The following is a 16,498-nucleotide window of genomic DNA, read 5'->3' as shown; positions in this document are numbered from 1 at the left end:
CTTTTTCGGGCACAAAAAAACGCCCCCGCGGCAAGGCCGTGGGGGCGTTTTTTCGAATAGGTGCCTGACGATGACCTACTCTCGCATGGGGAGACCCCACACTACCATCGGCGCGGAACGGTTTCACGACTGAGTTCGGCAAGGGATCAGGTGGTTCCCGGACGCTATGGTCGTCAGGCAAAACTTTTAATGTCTATCATGCTGAGGGGCACGTCGCCTTGGCGGCGGGCCAATTGTCTGTTGTCCTGCGATCAGACCCCTTGGGTGTTATAGGGTCAAGCCTCACGGGCCATTAGTACACGTTAGCTCAACGCCTTGCAGCGCTTCCACACCGTGCCTATCAACCAGCTGGTCTCGCTGGGCCCTTCAGGAGGCTCAAGGCCTCGGGGACGTCTCATCTTGAAGGGGGCTTCCCGCTTAGATGCTTTCAGCGGTTATCCCGTCCGACCATAGCTACCCGGCAATGCCACTGGCGTGACAACCGGAACACCAGAGGGTCGTCCACTCCGGTCCTCTCGTACTAGGAGCAGCCCTTCTCAAACGTCCAACGCCCACGGCAGATAGGGACCGAACTGTCTCACGACGTTCTAAACCCAGCTCGCGTACCACTTTAAATGGCGAACAGCCATACCCTTGGGACCGACTTCAGCCCCAGGATGTGATGAGCCGACATCGAGGTGCCAAACACCGCCGTCGATGTGAACTCTTGGGCGGTATCAGCCTGTTATCCCCGGAGTACCTTTTATCCGTTGAGCGATGGCCCTTCCATACAGAACCACCGGATCACTAGAACCTGCTTTCGCACCTGCTCGACGTGTCTGTCTCGCAGTCAAGCACCCTTATGCTCTTGCACTCAATGCACGATGTCCGACCGTGCTGAGGGTACCTTCGTGCTCCTCCGTTACGCTTTGGGAGGAGACCGCCCCAGTCAAACTACCCACCACACACTGTCCTCGATCCCGATAAGGGACCTGAGTGAGAACGCCAATGATGCCAGGCTGGTATTTCAAGGTTGGCTCCCCCCGAACTGGCGTCCGGGGTTCCTAGCCTCCCAGCTATCCTACACAGGCAACATCAGCGTCCAGTGTGAAGCTATAGTAAAGGTTCACGGGGTCTTTCCGTCTAGCCGCGGGTACACCGCATCTTCACGGCGATTTCAATTTCACTGAGTCTCGGGTGGAGACAGCGTGGCCATCATTACGCCATTCGTGCAGGTCGGAACTTACCCGACAAGGAATTTCGCTACCTTAGGACCGTTATAGTTACGGCCGCCGTTTACCGGGGCTTCAATCAAGAGCTTCGCCCGAGGGCTAACACCATCATTTAACCTTCCGGCACCGGGCAGGCGTCACACCCTATACGTCCGCTTGCGCGTTGGCAGAGTGCTGTGTTTTTAATAAACAGTTGCAGCCACCTGGTATCTTCGACCGGTTCGGGCTCAGGGAGCAAGTCCCGTCACCCTACGCCGGCGTGCCTTCTCCCGAAGTTACGGCACCATTTTGCCTAGTTCCTTCACCCGAGTTCTCTCAAGCGCCTTGGGATTCTCTCCCTGACCACCTGTGTCGGTTTGGGGTACGGTCGCACATGATCTGAAGCTTAGAGGCTTTTCCTGGAAGCGTGGCATCAGTGACTTCCTGACCGTAGTCAGTTCATCTCGTGTCTCGGCGTTAAGGTCCCGGATTTGCCTAGGACCTCGGCCTACTCACTTTCACCAGGACAACCAACGCCTGGCCCACCTAGCCTTCTCCGTCCCCCCATCGCAATCATGTCCGGTACGGGAATATTGACCCGTTTTCCATCGACTACGCCTTTCGGCCTCGCCTTAGGGGCCGACTCACTCTGCTCCGATTAGCGTCGAACAGAAACCCTTGGTCTTCCGGCGAGGGCGTTTTTCACGCCCTTTATCGTTACTCATGTCAGCATTCGCACTCGTGATACCTCCAGCAGACTTCTCAATCCACCTTCATCGGCGTACACGACGCTCCTCTACCGCGCATTCCTAAGAACGCACCCGTAGCTTCGGTACCTGGTTTAGCCCCGTTACATCTTCCGCGCAGGCCGACTCGACTAGTGAGCTATTACGCTTTCTTTAAAGGGTGGCTGCTTCTAAGCCAACCTCCTAGCTGTCTGAGCCTTCCCACATCGTTTCCCACTTAACCAGGATTTGGGGACCTTAGCTGACGGTCTGGGTTGTTTCCCTTTTCACAACGGACGTTAGCACCCGCTGTGTGTCTCCCACGCTGCACTCACCGGTATTCGGAGTTTGCCTCGGGTTGGTAAGTCGGGATGACCCCCTAGCCGAAACAGTGCTCTACCCCCGGTGGTGATACATGAGGCGCTACCTAAATAGCTTTCGAGGAGAACCAGCTATCTCCGGGCTTGATTAGCCTTTCACTCCGATCCACAAGTCATCCAAATCTTTTTCAACAGATCCTGGTTCGGGCCTCCAGTTGATGTTACTCAACCTTCACCCTGCTCATGGATAGATCGCCCGGTTTCGGGTCTATTTCCAGCGACTAGCGCGCCCAGTTAAGACTCGGTTTCCCTACGGCTCCCCTATACGGTTAACCTCGCCACTGAAAATAAGTCGCTGACCCATTATACAAAAGGTACGCCGTCACCCAACAAGTGGGCTCCGACTGCTTGTACGCACACGGTTTCAGGATCTATTTCACTCCCCTCTCCGGGGTTCTTTTCGCCTTTCCCTCACGGTACTGGTTCACTATCGGTCAGCCAGGAGTATTTAGCCTTGGAGGATGGTCCCCCCATGTTCAGTCAAGGTTTCTCGTGCCCCGACCTACTCGATTTCACGTGATCAGATTTTCGACTACGGGGCTATCACCCGCTACGGCCAAGCTTCCCAGCTTGTTCGCCTAATCAGTCACACGCTTAAGGGCTGGTCCCCGTTCGCTCGCCGCTACTAGGGGAATCTCGGTTGATTTCTTTTCCTCAGGGTACTTAGATGTTTCAGTTCCCCTGGTTCGCCTCGTACACCTATGTATTCAGTGCACGATACTCATCTTGTGATGAGTGGGTTTCCCCATTCAGAAATGCCCGGGTCACAGGTTGTTTGCCACCTCGCCGAGCCTTATCGCAGGCTGCCACGTCTTTCATCGCCTCTGGCTGCCTAGGCATCCACCGTGTGCGCTTCATTGCTTGACCCTATAACCCGAAGGAGTCTGGGTCGCAATGACAACATGCAGAAGACTTGCGTCTTCTGCGTTCATCAGCATGATATACATTGTTAAAGAGCGACTGTTCAATGAACAGTGATAAGCATTGAGCGTCTCGAATGCTTATCACTGACCACTGACGGTAATTCACGGTAGACGGTTGGTGGAGCCAAGCGGGATCGAACCGCTGACCTCCTGCGTGCAAGGCAGGCGCTCTCCCAGCTGAGCTATGGCCCCATCGTGCGACACCTTTTCTCCACAAATTTCTGTGAGACAAGGCAAGATGCGACGACGTATAGCCTGCTATACGAGAAGCATGTTGACGCAGCATCACAGGAATTTGGTGGGTCTGGGCAGACTTGAACTGCCGACCTCACCCTTATCAGGGGTGCGCTCTAACCAACTGAGCTACAGACCCGGCAAAGCGAAAGCCAAGGCACTCGCTTGTTACCGTTTTGCTCTATATTGATCAGGTAATTCATTGTGAGCGCTTGCCGCAAGGGCTGACGTGTCGTTTAAGGAGGTGATCCAGCCGCAGGTTCCCCTACGGCTACCTTGTTACGACTTCACCCCAGTCATGAACCACACCGTGGTGATCGCCCTCTTGCGTTAGGCTAACCACTTCTGGTGCAGTCCACTCCCATGGTGTGACGGGCGGTGTGTACAAGGCCCGGGAACGTATTCACCGTGACATTCTGATTCACGATTACTAGCGATTCCGACTTCACGGAGTCGAGTTGCAGACTCCGATCCGGACTGAGACCGGCTTTCTGGGATTCGCTGACTCTCGCGAGCTCGCAACCCTTTGTACCGGCCATTGTAGCACGTGTGTAGCCCTACCCGTAAGGGCCATGATGACTTGACGTCGTCCCCACCTTCCTCCGGTTTGTCACCGGCAGTCTCCTTAGAGTTCCCGGCATGACCCGCTGGCAAATAAGGACAAGGGTTGCGCTCGTTACGGGACTTAACCCAACATTTCACAACACGAGCTGACGACAGCCATGCAGCACCTGTCTCTGCGCTCCCGAAGGCACACCAGAATCTCTTCCGGCTTCGCAGGATGTCAAGGGTAGGTAAGGTTCTTCGCGTTGCATCGAATTAAACCACATGCTCCACCGCTTGTGCGGGCCCCCGTCAATTCATTTGAGTTTTAACCTTGCGGCCGTACTCCCCAGGCGGTCGACTTATCGCGTTAACTTCGCCACAAAGTGCTCAAGGCACCCAACGGCTGGTCGACATCGTTTACGGCGTGGACTACCAGGGTATCTAATCCTGTTTGCTACCCACGCTTTCGCACCTCAGCGTCAGTGTCAGTCCAGAAGGCCGCCTTCGCCACTGGTATTCCTCCCGATCTCTACGCATTTCACCGCTACACCGGGAATTCTACCTTCCTCTCCTGCACTCTAGCCTGACAGTTCCGGATGCAGTTCCCAGGTTGAGCCCAGGGCTTTCACAACCGGCTTATCACGCCGCCTACGCGCGCTTTACGCCCAGTAATTCCGATTAACGCTCGCACCCTCCGTATTACCGCGGCTGCTGGCACGGAGTTAGCCGGTGCTTCTTCTGCGAGTGATGTCTTTCCTGGCGGGTATTAACCGCCAGGCGTTCTTCCTCGCTGAAAGTGCTTTACAACCCGAAGGCCTTCTTCACACACGCGGCATGGCTGGATCAGGGTTGCCCCCATTGTCCAATATTCCCCACTGCTGCCTCCCGTAGGAGTTCGGGCCGTGTCTCAGTCCCGATGTGGCTGATCATCCTCTCAGACCAGCTACGGATCGTCGCCTTGGTGAGCCATTACCTCACCAACCAGCTAATCCGGCATAGGCTCATCCGATAGCGCAAGGCCAAAAGGCCCCTGCTTTCTCCCGTAGGACGTATGCGGTATTAGCCTGAGTTTCCCCAGGTTATCCCCCACTACCGGGTAGATTCCTATGCAGTACTCACCCGTCCGCCGCTCGTCAGCGCCCCGAAGGGCCTGTTACCGCTCGACTTGCATGTGTTAGGCCTGCCGCCAGCGTTCAATCTGAGCCATGATCAAACTCTTCAGTTTCAAATCATTGTGATCCTTGCCTGTCACTCGAAAGTCACAGAAGTGGATCAAACTTGGCTCAAGGTTCAAACGATTTCATTCAACACAGGTTCCGAAAAACCTTATTGCTTGAGTCGCTTGCCTTGATTTTCGGTGACATTGTCACCCTCATCGGCAAGCGCCCACATGAATTACCTGATCAATTGTTAAAGAGCATCTCGCGGTCGCTGTCCGGCTTGCGCCTCATCAGCACCCGGCGAGGAAGACGTATTCTACGCCGTTAACCGAGAATGTCAAGGACCGATTGAACTGAAGGCGATCATTTCATCTCCTTCCTTCGGCGAGCCAGGCTTTGAAAAAAAGCGCCAACCCCTTGACACTGCTTGCTTTTCAGCAAGCTCCACCGCTGGAAACGCCTGGCGTTCCCGGCAGCGGATGCGTACTCTACCCCCTGGCCGGGACACTGGCAAGCCCTGGAGGTAAAAAAACTCCAACGCTATCGTCTTTGGTCTTCAAGCGGGCGACTGGCACGGTCCAGCAACGACAGAATCGAGCGATAAGGAATCCCGCCATGCTGGCTCAAGCCGATTTCACAGGTGCGTGAGTTGGAGTAGCCAGCACTGCACCCTGCCACTTGCTCTGCCAACCCATCCAGCGCTACCGCGTTGAGCTCCGGTGTATTGAAGCCTTTGTCGCCGGCAAACCCGCAGCAGCTGATGTCGGCCGGCACCACCACGTCATTAGAACAAGTCCGCGCCAGCGCCACGAAACTATCGCTCAATCCCATCCGGGTACTGGAGCAAGTGACATGCACGGCGATACGCTCATCAAGCGGGGTAACAGAAAGCCGCGGCAACAACTGCTCCTGAGCAAAGCTTACCGGTTCTTGCATGGAAAGCCGCTCATCAAGGTGCTCTTGCATCTGCAAGGTACAGGGACTGGTGTCACAGAGGATCGGGTAACGTCCGTTTTGACTGGCTCGCAATAGCTCGCTATTCAGCTCTTTGGCCTTGCGTGCTGCCTCGTCAAACAACCCTTTCGATTGAAACGCCATACCGCAGCAGAGCTGAGAAACTTGTTGGGGCAAGATGACATCGAAGCCTGCTTTATCGAGCAGCTGCAAGGTAATCTCCATTACCGAGCGCCTTTCAGCGTCGTCATGCGAGGCTCCAAAAACCCTAGTGGCACAGGAAGGTAGATAGACGACCTTCTCTCGAGAATCATCATCAACCGTGTCACGTTTCAGCACCTGTACCGGTGCTGCCTTAGGCAACGCTGGACTCCACTGCGGCACTCGACTGCCACTGATCCGGCGCACTCCATGACTGAGTTTGCCTAGCAAATCTGGCCCCAGCGTAGTGCGTGCAACTCCCGCCACTCTCAAGGCACCTCGCCCGGCACTGGTAACTCCGGAGAAATGCCGTCCCACCAGGTTAGCCGCACCCGCCTTGCCCTGGATGTTGTCGTGGCGCAGTTTGCGCACCAGATCCCCCGTATTGATACCCACCGGACACTGCATGGCACACAGGCCAGTGGCAGCGCAGGTCTCGATACCTTGATAAGCATAGGCCTGCCAGAGCTCCTGGGTACGCGCTTTATCCTCTTCACTGGCGCTATCACCCAGCGCTTCAAGCCTTGCCAGTTCCCGGCGAAGCACGATGCGCTGGCGTGGTGTAAGCGTCAGGTCTTTTGATGGGCAGACTACCTCGCAGAAGCCGCACTCGATGCACTTGTCGACCAGCGGGTCGGCTGCCGGCAACGGCTTGAGATTTTCCAGGTGCAGCGTCGGATTGCGACTCAGGATCACTTCAGGATTGAGCAGATTATCCGGGTCGAACAAGGCCTTGAGTTCCCACATCAGGGCATAGGCGTCGCTACCCCACTCCAGCTCGACATAGGGCGCCATGTTGCGCCCGGTGCCATGCTCCGCCTTAAGCGAGCCGCCATACTCGACCCCAACCAGCCGGGCGACTTCATCCATCAATGCCTGATAACGCGCCACCTCACCGGGTTTTTCGAAGCCCTGAGGGAAAACAAAATGCAGGTTGCCCTCCAAGGCATGCCCGAACAGAATCGCCTCCTCATAGCCATGCCGGCGGAACACCTCAGTCAGCGCAAGCACGCCCTCGTCGAGGCGTTCGATAGGAAAGGCAACATCCTCGATGATCACCGTGGTGCCGGTTTCACGTACCGCGCCCACCGCGGGGAACAGCCCTTTGCGAATCTTCCAGTAGAGCGCATAGGTGGAAGCATCGCGGGTAAAGGCGACCGGTTCGAGCGTCTGAATCTCGGCGAGAACCTTTTGCACCTGCTCAAGGCGCAACTCAAGCTCGGCGTCGTCATTACCGCGCACATCCACCAGCAGCGCTGCGGCGCCCTCTGGAAGCTCCTTGAGTACGGCCGGCATCCCGGCTTGATCCTGTACCGAGCGCAGAGCGGCACGATCCATCAACTCCACGGCGGATACCGGCGCCTGCTTGAGCGCGATCGTCGCTCGACAGGTAGTGGCCATGTCCGGGAATAAGGCCAGGGCCGCCGCTTTCTCGGGTTCGTCTATCACGCTCTCATAGGTGATGGCGCTGATGAAGCCCAAGGTGCCCTCGGAGCCGATCATGAGATGCTTGAGAATCTCGATTCCATCTTCGAAATCCACCAGGCTATTGAGCGCATAACCAGTGGTGTTCTTGAGCCGGTACTTGTGGCGAATCTTCTCGGCCAGCGCCTCGTTGGCCCGAGTTTCGTTTCCAAGACGTTCAAGTCCCGACACCAGCGCAGCATGAGATTTGCGAAAAGCACTGACACTGTGTGGCTCGGCAGTATCCAGCAAGGCGCCATCGGCCAGGATGACGCGGATATCACGCACCGTTCGATAGCTGTTCTGGGCGGTACCGCAACACATGCCCGAGGCATTGTTGGCAGCGATTCCCCCGATCATGCAACTGTTGATCGAGGCCGGGTCAGGACCGATCTTGCGCTGGTAAGGCGCCAGCAACTGATTGGCCCGGGCGCCGATCACGCCAGGCTGCAGGCGAATCGCCCGGCCTTCATCGAGAATCTTGTGGCCCCGCCAACCTTGCCCGAGCTGGATCAATACCGAATCGGTCACCGCCTGGCCTGAAAGCGAGGTACCTGCCGCTCGAAACGTCACCGGCAAGCGCCGGACGCGGCATTCGGCCAGCACCCGATGAAGCTCTTCTTCGGTTTCGGCGCGCACCACCAGCTGGGGAATCAGTCGGTAGAAGCTGGCATCGGTGCCATAAGCCAAGGTGCGCAGCGGATCATCGATCAAGCGTTCAGCGGGCATCGTTTCCAGCAGAACCGCCTTGAGCGCTTGCCAGGCATGGGAGGCCGAGGGGGTCATGCACTTGTCTCTTGTGCAGCAGCATGGCGCAGCAACACTACCAATTCACGCGGGCCATGCACGCCGTAGGCAAGCGTCTGTTCGATATCAGCAGTCTTGCTGGGCCCGGAAATCAGCAGGGCGTTGGTCGGCATGCCCTGCGCCCAGCCATGCGCCTCGATCACATCAAAGAAGGTGTCCTCGATGCTCTCAGCGTCCAGCACGGCAATATGAATCGGCGGCACCAGGCTGATCAGGCGTGGCTCGTCCGGCGTGGGCCACAGCCACAGGCTGCCGGTCTCGGCAATGCCACCGCCGGTCGAGGTCAAGCCGGCATCGACACGTTCGAACTGTTCCCGTTGCCAGGTCTCGATATCGCGATCCACATCGACAAGCTCGACATCGGCTGCTTTCAAGGCCTCGCGCGCCTCGACCGCGATGGGATGCTCGCGACCCAATGCCAGACGCTTGATCGACTTGGCGGCTAGCACTTCGACTAAGCGGCGAGTCCAATCGCCTGACGGGGCGTGGATCACTTCGCCATGCACCGAGGTGATCAACCGCTCGAAGCGCTCAAGACGCTCCGTTCGACTCCAGCCACGATTGGTCACCACGGAAAAGTCACAGGCCGGGGGCGTCAGAGGGCCGTCGGTGCGCTCGCGCAGGCGCTTGAAAATCGCATCACGGGCGCTCATACGTCGCTCCTTTGTTTACGATGACGCTTGATCAACGCATGCAGCGTGGTCTTGGCGGGCTTGGGCGCCGTGCGATGGTCCGTCCAGGACCCCAGTTTCGATGGCATCAGCATGTTCAGTTTGCCGGCCATGGCGGTACCGCTACGCCAAGCGCCCGGGTGAGTCGCCAGCCACTGAAAGCTTTTCCAGGCAGCGACTTCCTTCTTGTTACGCTTGACCCCGGCGCCGGGGACATTGCCACGCCCTTCGCCCACGGCCTCACGACGCAGCCTTACCAGCAAATCGGGAATCGGAATCTTTACCGGACATACCTCCCCACAGGCACCACACAGGCTCGAGGCGCTGGGCAGATCCTTGGTGTCTTCCAGCCCAAGCATATGAGGCATCAAGATACTGCCGATAGGGCCGGGATAAGTGGTGCCATAGGTATGGCCACCGACCCGCGTATACACCGGGCAGTGGTTCATGCAGGCCCCGCAACGGATGCAGCGCAGGGTATCGAGCAGTTCATCATCCTGATAGATTCTGGAGCGTCCGTTGTCGACCAGTACCAGATGCACGGCTTGCGGCCCGTCGTGCTCCTGCGCCTTGCGCGGCCCAGAAATCATGTTGAAGTAAGTGGTCACATGCTGGCCGGTCGCCGAGCGCGAAAGCAGCGCATATAAAGGCGGAACGTCGCGCAGGTGCTCCACCACTTTCTCGATACCCGTCACGGCGATATGCATCGGCGGCACAGCGGTGGTCATGCGCCCATTGCCTTCGTTTTCCACCAGACAGAGCGTGCCGGTCTCGGCGACCGCGAAGTTGACCCCGGAAATTCCCACGTCGGCGGCCATGAAGCGCTCGCGCAGCTGGGAGCGTGCCGCGGCGGTCATGTAATCGACATCGCGGGTACGCTCGGTTCCCGTCTTGTCGTGCAGGATGTCGGAAATTTCATCGGTATTGAGGTGAATCGCCGGCATGATGATGTGCGAGGGGGTCTGCTGATTGAGCTGCACCAGGTACTCGCCGAGATCGGATTCCAGCGCCTCGATGCCCGCCGCTTCAAGATGCTCATTGAGGTGCATCTCTTCGGAAACCATCGATTTGCCCTTGATGACCGCCTTGGCGCCCCGTGCCTCGCACAGCTCGCGAATGATCCGACAGGCCTCCTCTCCGTCTTCAGCCCAATGCACCTGGATGCCATTGGCCTGGCAGTTGGCTTCTAACTGTTCGAGAAGCTCGGGTAATTTGGCCAGTGCTCGCATACGGATATTGGCACCGAGTTCACGCAGGGTTTCCAGATCCCAGTCGCCAAAGCTGTCATGCCGCTTGGTCATCAGGCCATCCATCGCCTTGCGGAAGTTGGCGCGAATCTGCGGGTTGCCCAGAGCATCGTGAGCCTGGCGATGAAAGTCGCGCGGAGTGAATGTCTGAACCGCATCGTCCTGCATGCTCATGAGCTTCTCCGCCACAGATAACTGGCAATATGTTCACCCGTCACCGTTTTTTCCTGATGCTCGAAACGCCCCCCAATGTTCATTAGGCAGCCACAATCAGAGGTAACGAAACGCTTTGCTCCGGTCGCTTCAATGGCCTGCGTCTTGTCTTCCACCATGGCCGCCGAAATTTCCGGATGACGCACGGCAAAAGTCCCGCCGAAACCACAACATTCGGCGGCACGCTCTTGCTCCATCAATTCCACCTGGCCAAGCTTGGACAGCAGCATCGGGCCGGTTTCCGCCAGTCCCATTTCCCGCCGGGCGCTGCAGGAGGTGTGCATGGCGACTTTTTCGGGCTCGCCGCGATCTTCAAGCTTGAGCCGGCAGACATGCACCAGAAACTCGGTGAGCTCAAACACGCGTCCGGCTACCGCCTTGGCAAGCGCTTCGTCTTTCGTGCCGGCGAAAAGCTGCGGATAATGGGTATGCATCATCCCGCTGCAGGAACCCGAAGGCACGATGATCGGCCAGTCCTGCTCGAACAACCCCAACTGTGAGCGAGCCACTTCGCGCGCCTCGGTTTGATAGCCGGAGGTATACGCCGGCTGGCCACAGCAAGTCTGATCATCAGGAAAGATGACCTCAATGCCCTCGCGTTCGAGCAAACGAATAGCATCCAGGCCGGCCTGAGGAAAAAAAATGTCGACCAGGCAGGTGCCGTAAAAATACACCTTGTCCGGTTTAGGGGGATATAGCTTGACTGGCGCCATTCGCAGGGCTCCTCAGCATGCCGACTAGCGGAAATCGATAACACTGGAAAATTGGTAAAACCAATTTACCCCAATTAATTCTGTCAACACTAAGGAGATAACCAAACACTGTCAAATGGAAACTCTGGGCCGTACAGCCCTAAATACCTAGACTTTAGTCAAAAGCACCCTGGATTCCCTTAGGATATTTTTCCTCTATTCTTAGCGATGGACAAGGCATCTTGTCGTCACCTCAGCAAAAAGCTAAAATTGGTCTTACCAATCTAAGAGAGTTTTTCATCATGAGCTATCCACCACTGCGGCAGCCACGCCTGGCCGATGTGATCACTGAACGGCTGGAAGGCATGCTTCTGGAAGGCAGCCTGAAACCGGGCCAGCGCCTTCCTCCAGAGCGCGAGCTGGCCGAACGTTTCGGTGTCTCACGGCCGTCCCTGCGTGAGGCCATCCAAAAGCTTGCCGCACGCGGCTTGTTGACCAGTCGACAGGGTGGCGGCACCTTCGTCAATGATGAACTCAATAGCGGTTATACCGACCCGCTTCTGGAAATGCTTTCCAGACACAAGGAGTTTCACCTGGACCTGCTGGAATTTCGTGACGCCATGGAAGGAATTTCCGCCTACTATGCCGCCCTGCGCTCCACGCCAGCAGATAAAGCCATATTGATTCAGCGCTTCGAAGAACTCGATAGCGGCTTCGCCGGCGCCGACCCGGCACGCGAAGCCAAGCTGGATGCCGCCTTTCATCTGGCCATCGCTGAAGCGGCTCACAACGTTTTACTGCTGCATACGATTCGCGGCATTTTCGATTTACTGGAAAAAAGTATCGTCGACAACCTGGCTCACCTGTTTGCCAAACCGGACTCGCGTAGCCTGTTGATGAAGCAGCACCGCGCTCTGCTCGATGCCATTCTCGAGGGCAAGCCTGAAGAAGCCCGGACTCGCGCTCATGAACACCTGGTTTTCGTCGAGGAAGGCCTGCTCGAAATGGCGCGTGCGGAAACCCGCTCACAACGTGCCCTGCGCCGCGCCCAGAGCACCACGATATCGGCATGAAGCGTCAGGCATTGCAGCCACACCCCTTAATGAATGAGGTTCTGGACACTTGCCCATGAACACCACTTTGCTGGCAGGTCTTTCACGTCGCTGGCGGCGTCTCTGGCTGGTCCTGCTTTCCCTGGGCTTGTTGCTATGCATGTGGCAAGCAGCCCAGATAGCCCGGGAGCAAGCCCTCGCCACCCTTCAAGGCGATGCCGAGAACGAACTGCGCTTATCGGTGGCCAACCTCAACGGCTACCTGCTGCGCTACGATTACCTGCCCAGCATGCTCGCCACCCGTGAAAGTGTGCAGCGCTTTCTCGCCTCACCGAAAAGCCAGGATCCCATGCCGCTCAACATGATGCTGGATCGCTTTCGCTTTACGGCTGGGGTGTCCGATGTCTACCTGCTGGATCGTCATGGCACCACCCTGGCGGCCAGCAACTGGCATCGCGCCAATACGTTCATCGGCCAGAACTACGCTTTTCGCAGCTATTACACCGCTGCCATTGCCGGCGGCCAAGGGCGCTTTTTCGGTTTGGGCGTGCAGTCGCTCGAACGCGGCTATTATTTCTCCGCGCCGGTGTGGCTCGACGATACCGCCCCTGATGCTCGCCCGGATGGCGTCATCGTGATCAAGGTATTGCTCGATACCGTTGAAGAAAGCTGGGCGAAACAGGATGCAACGCTGCTGGTCACCGATGCCGATGACATCATTTTCATGGCCAGTCGGGAACAGCTGCGCATGACGGCTCTGCAACCACTCTCCGAAAGCGAACGTGAAGCGCTACTGGCAACGCGTCGTTATGCCAACGAACCATTGCCTGCGGCGGGCATCGAGGAGCATGACACTTATGATGACAATAGCCGGATCGTCAGTTTCGCCCACGGCGCAATGAAAAATGAAAACTATCTAAGGCTTACCCAGCCTATTCCCGAGTTTGGCTGGCAAATGCATATTCTCAAGCCGATGACGCCGGTGACCAACGCTCAATGGATAGCCGCCTCGATGGCGGGCGGCCTTTACGGGGTGCTGCTGCTCGGTGGCGGCATTGGCTGGCAACGCCTGCGCCTGCGCCGTGAGCGTGAAGCCTTCGCCGAACGTGAACGCCGCACTTTGGCACGAGTCCGTGACGAACTGGAAGTCAGCGTCGAACATCGCACGCGAGACCTGGTGGCCAGCAACAGCAGGCTATCGGCGGAAATCGAAGAACGTCGCCGCGCCGAAGACAACCTGCGCCAAACCCAGGATGAACTGATCCAGGCAGCCAAGCTTGCCGTGCTGGGCCAGCTCGCCGCGGGTATCAACCATGAGCTCAACCAACCGTTGGCAGCCATACGTGCCTATGGCGAGAACGCCCGCAGTTTTCTGGCCCGCGCGCAGTACACCAATGTCGATACCAACCTGGCGCAGATCATCGACCTGACTCAACGCATGGCCGAGATCAGCGCCCAGTTACGTCAGTTTTCTCGCAAGAGCGGCGAGCGCCAGGAAACCATCTCCGTGCAGGCCTGTGTTGATTACGCCTTGAGGCTATTCCAAAGCCGCCTTCGCGAAGGCAACGTGATGGTAGAACAGCATTGGCCCGACGAGATACTCTGGGTCACCGGTGACCTTATCCGCCTTGAGCAGGTGCTGGTCAATCTGATCAGCAACGCCCTGCATGCCATGAAGGACACCGAAAACCCTTGCCTGAAGCTAAGCGCCAGCCAAACCGGCAACAAGGTCATGATCCGTGTCGCTGATAACGGCCCCGGCATTCCCGAGGCCCACCTGGCGCATATTTTCGAACCCTTTTTTACCACCAAGACCCCGGGCAGTGGTTTGGGGCTGGGCCTTTCGATTTCCTCACGTATCATTGACGACCTGGCCGGCACCTTGCGTGCCGCCAATTGCCTCGAAGGCGGTGCCCAGTTCGAGCTGACTATCAGCCTTGCTTCATCGCCTCAGCCTTCTCAGGAGAGTGTTTCTCATGAATGAGCCGTCGACGTTTCCGGTGATGATCATCGACGACGAGCCCCATTTGCGTATCACCGCCAGCCAGACCCTGGAGCTTGCCGGCTATGCCACCCACTGTTACGAAAGTGCCGAAAGTGCCTTGAGCCAGCTGAGTGCCGACTTTCCCGGCGTGGTGGTCAGCGACATTCGCATGCCTGGAATGGACGGCATGGCCTTGCTGCGTGAATTACGCCAACGCGACCCTACTCTGCCGATCATCCTGATTACCGGCCATGGAGATATTTCCACGGCAGTCGAAGCCATGCGCGAAGGTGCCTGGGATTTTCTGGAAAAACCCTTTGCCGGCGATCAGTTGGTCGAGGTAGTGCGCCGAGGCGTGGAAAAACGCCAGTTGAGTCTGGAGAATCGCCGCCTGAAGGCTGAACTGGAAGTCCAGCAGGCCGCGCTGGGTCCACGCCTGGTGGGCAGAACCACGGTGATTTCTCGGCTGGCCGCAATGATTCAACGCATCAGTCAGGTGGAAACCGATGTCCTGCTGTTCGGGGAAACCGGTACCGGCAAGGATCTGGTGGCCCGGGCCATTCACGAACGCAGTGCACGCCGCAACAGTCCCTTCATGGCGATCAACTGCGGCGCGGTGCCGGAAAACACCATCGAATCCGAGCTTTTCGGTCATGAAAAAGGCGCCTTTACCGGCGCTTTCGAGCGGCGTATCGGTAAATTCGAGCATGCCAATGGCGGCACGGTGTTTCTGGATGAAATCGAATCCATGCCTTTGGCATTGCAAGTCAAGCTGCTGCGCGTATTGCAGGAACGCTCCGTGGAACGGCTGGGAGCCAATGAGGTAGTACCGCTGAATATTCGCGTGATCACCGCCACCAAGGTGGACCTCAAGACGGCAGCCGAGACCGGCCAGTTTCGCGAAGATCTTTACTATCGGTTGAACGTCGTGACCCTGCCCCTTCCCGCCCTGCGCGAACGGCGCGAGGATATCCCTCTGCTGTTTCAGCATTTTGCGGTAATTGCCGCCAACCGTAGCGGTCTGGAAGCGCCCACCCTGGATAGCCAGGGGATCGCCGTGCTGCTGGCCCATGACTGGCCAGGCAATGTACGCGAACTGCGCAACCTCGCCGAGCGTTACGTCCTGCTCGGCGCGGCCTTTGATTATCGTCTGGATGCACTGCTCGAAGGGGCTAGCGCCGACACCTGCGAGCCCGCGCTTCCCCATCAAGTCGAGCTGTTCGAAAAAAGCCTGATCAGTCAGTCATTGGCACGCTATAGAGGGCGTGTGAGCGAAGTGTGCCAACAGCTGGGCATTCCCCGCAAGACACTTTACGACAAGCTCAAGAAGCACCAACTAAAAGCCGACGATTACCGCCACAAGAACGACCCCTGAACCAGCAGCTCGCCCAGCACATTCCAGGGTGGCAGCCAAGGTAGCAGCACCGCGGTGGCGATCAGCATCAACAGCGAGGACAGCGGTCGGCGCGCATCGCATAACTTGAAGGCGGTACCGAACGAGCGCTTCAACCGTGCACCTTCCAGGTCCACGCTGTAAAGCTCATCCAGCAATAGATGGATCAGAAAACCTACCCCGATGGCCATGCCATGTGACCACGCCAAGCCAGCCGGCTGCTTCAATAATTGAAAACTCACTACAGCGGTCATCAGGCTACATAACGCCCCCGCCAGTATCGAATGCCAGATGCCTCTATGCACGGTAAGCCGAGAAAACAGTACGCTACCCAGGTAGCGCACGGCAAAGTAGATCCCCCCGCAGGCGACCAGCAACACCCCGGGGGTCAGCCAAGGCTGCAGCAACAGCACTCCCATCACCAGGGCTGGTACGGAAAGTAAGTTGAAAATCAAGCGTATGGAACGCGAACGGTCAGCATCAATATCGGGTAGGATACCGCCGAAGGTGACCAGCGCCAGCGCCAGCAGCGCCTGAGGTACCGCCCACCACTGGACCTGCCAACCTGCATACGCCAGCAGCGTGCCGCCTACAGCGGCAATGGTGATGTGGGTGCGGAAATTGGCCATGTCGCGGCAGCTCTTAAAAAGCTGGATAAATTA

Annotated in this window: 8 protein-coding genes, 2 tRNA genes and 3 rRNA genes; 3 read left to right on the top strand and 10 right to left on the bottom strand. The window is 57.5% G+C overall.

The annotated features are described in order from the left end of the window. Window positions 1-62: 62 nt before the first annotated feature. The 9 genes from rrf to LG290_RS00340 form a co-directional block, all read right to left on the bottom strand. A 5S ribosomal RNA gene (rrf, locus tag LG290_RS00380) occupies window positions 63-178 on the bottom strand. A 93-nt stretch (window positions 179-271) separates the two neighbouring features. After that, a 23S ribosomal RNA gene (locus LG290_RS00375) occupies window positions 272-3,162 on the bottom strand. A 172-nt stretch (window positions 3,163-3,334) separates the two neighbouring features. After that, window positions 3,335-3,410, bottom strand: a tRNA-Ala gene (locus LG290_RS00370). Between the two features lie 104 nt (window positions 3,411-3,514). Beyond that, window positions 3,515-3,591: transfer RNA gene (locus LG290_RS00365), tRNA-Ile, on the bottom strand. 98 nt (window positions 3,592-3,689) lie between these two features. Continuing rightward, window positions 3,690-5,223 (bottom strand): 16S ribosomal RNA (locus tag LG290_RS00360). Together the 16S, 23S and 5S rRNA genes with 2 tRNA genes alongside form the textbook arrangement of a ribosomal RNA operon. 475 nt (window positions 5,224-5,698) lie before the next feature. Further along, entirely contained in the window at window positions 5,699-8,563 is a 2,865-nt protein-coding gene (locus LG290_RS00355) for an FAD-binding and (Fe-S)-binding domain-containing protein (RefSeq protein ID WP_499835778.1), read from the bottom strand. Further along, entirely contained in the window at window positions 8,560-9,237 is a 678-nt protein-coding gene (locus tag LG290_RS00350; RefSeq protein WP_499835777.1) for a LutC/YkgG family protein, read from the bottom strand. Before LG290_RS00350 ends, LG290_RS00355 begins: the two co-directional genes overlap by 4 nt. Then, entirely contained in the window at window positions 9,234-10,676 is a 1,443-nt protein-coding gene (locus tag LG290_RS00345) for a LutB/LldF family L-lactate oxidation iron-sulfur protein (protein WP_227842481.1), read from the bottom strand. Before LG290_RS00345 ends, LG290_RS00350 begins: the two co-directional genes overlap by 4 nt. Next, entirely contained in the window at window positions 10,673-11,428 is a 756-nt protein-coding gene (locus LG290_RS00340) for a (Fe-S)-binding protein (protein ID WP_499835776.1), read from the bottom strand. Before LG290_RS00340 ends, LG290_RS00345 begins: the two co-directional genes overlap by 4 nt. A gap of 281 nt (window positions 11,429-11,709) precedes the next feature. Between LG290_RS00340 and LG290_RS00335 the strand changes: the two genes are divergently transcribed. The 3 genes from LG290_RS00335 to LG290_RS00325 are packed head-to-tail and all read left to right on the top strand — an operon-like array spanning window position 11,710 to window position 15,818. Then, window positions 11,710-12,480: a GntR family transcriptional regulator gene (locus tag LG290_RS00335; protein WP_160419798.1), complete on the top strand. Its 771-nt coding sequence runs from the start codon at window positions 11,710-11,712 to the stop codon at window positions 12,478-12,480. A gap of 55 nt (window positions 12,481-12,535) precedes the next feature. Beyond that, window positions 12,536-14,443: a sensor histidine kinase gene (locus LG290_RS00330; protein WP_499835775.1), complete on the top strand. Its 1,908-nt coding sequence runs from the start codon at window positions 12,536-12,538 to the stop codon at window positions 14,441-14,443. Next, the gene (locus LG290_RS00325; RefSeq protein WP_499835774.1) at window positions 14,436-15,818 is read left to right on the top strand and encodes a sigma-54-dependent transcriptional regulator; all 1,383 of its coding nucleotides are present in this window, start codon (window positions 14,436-14,438) and stop codon (window positions 15,816-15,818) included. The genes LG290_RS00330 and LG290_RS00325 overlap by 8 nt, the downstream gene beginning before the upstream one ends. On the opposite strand, the gene LG290_RS00320 is transcribed toward LG290_RS00325, so the two are convergent. Next, entirely contained in the window at window positions 15,794-16,465 is a 672-nt protein-coding gene (locus LG290_RS00320) for a metal-dependent hydrolase (RefSeq protein ID WP_160419795.1), read from the bottom strand. The two genes, LG290_RS00325 and LG290_RS00320, sit on opposite strands and share 25 nt — an antisense overlap. Between the last annotated feature and the right edge of the window lie 33 nt (window positions 16,466-16,498).

This window comes from Halomonas sediminis (assembly GCF_044871105.1).
Classification (GTDB): Bacteria; Pseudomonadota; Gammaproteobacteria; order Pseudomonadales; family Halomonadaceae; genus Vreelandella; species Vreelandella zhuhanensis.
The sequence above is the reverse complement of the archived record's forward strand: the minus strand, read 5'-3'. Positions and strand labels throughout refer to the sequence as shown.

Excerpts from the sequence above, each read along its gene's own strand:
- LG290_RS00350 (WP_499835777.1), bottom strand. The coding sequence starts at position 9,237 with ATGAGCGCCCGTGATGCGATTTTCAAGCGCCTGCGCGAGCGCACCGAC.
- LG290_RS00330 (WP_499835775.1), top strand. The coding sequence starts at position 12,536 with ATGAACACCACTTTGCTGGCAGGTCTTTCACGTCGCTGGCGGCGTCTC.
- LG290_RS00320 (WP_160419795.1), bottom strand. The coding sequence starts at position 16,465 with ATGGCCAATTTCCGCACCCACATCACCATTGCCGCTGTAGGCGGCACG.
- LG290_RS00325 (WP_499835774.1), top strand. The coding sequence starts at position 14,436 with ATGAATGAGCCGTCGACGTTTCCGGTGATGATCATCGACGACGAGCCC.
- LG290_RS00345 (WP_227842481.1), bottom strand. The coding sequence starts at position 10,676 with ATGAGCATGCAGGACGATGCGGTTCAGACATTCACTCCGCGCGACTTT.
- LG290_RS00355 (WP_499835778.1), bottom strand. The coding sequence starts at position 8,563 with ATGACCCCCTCGGCCTCCCATGCCTGGCAAGCGCTCAAGGCGGTTCTG.
- LG290_RS00335 (WP_160419798.1), top strand. The coding sequence starts at position 11,710 with ATGAGCTATCCACCACTGCGGCAGCCACGCCTGGCCGATGTGATCACT.
- LG290_RS00340 (WP_499835776.1), bottom strand. The coding sequence starts at position 11,428 with ATGGCGCCAGTCAAGCTATATCCCCCTAAACCGGACAAGGTGTATTTT.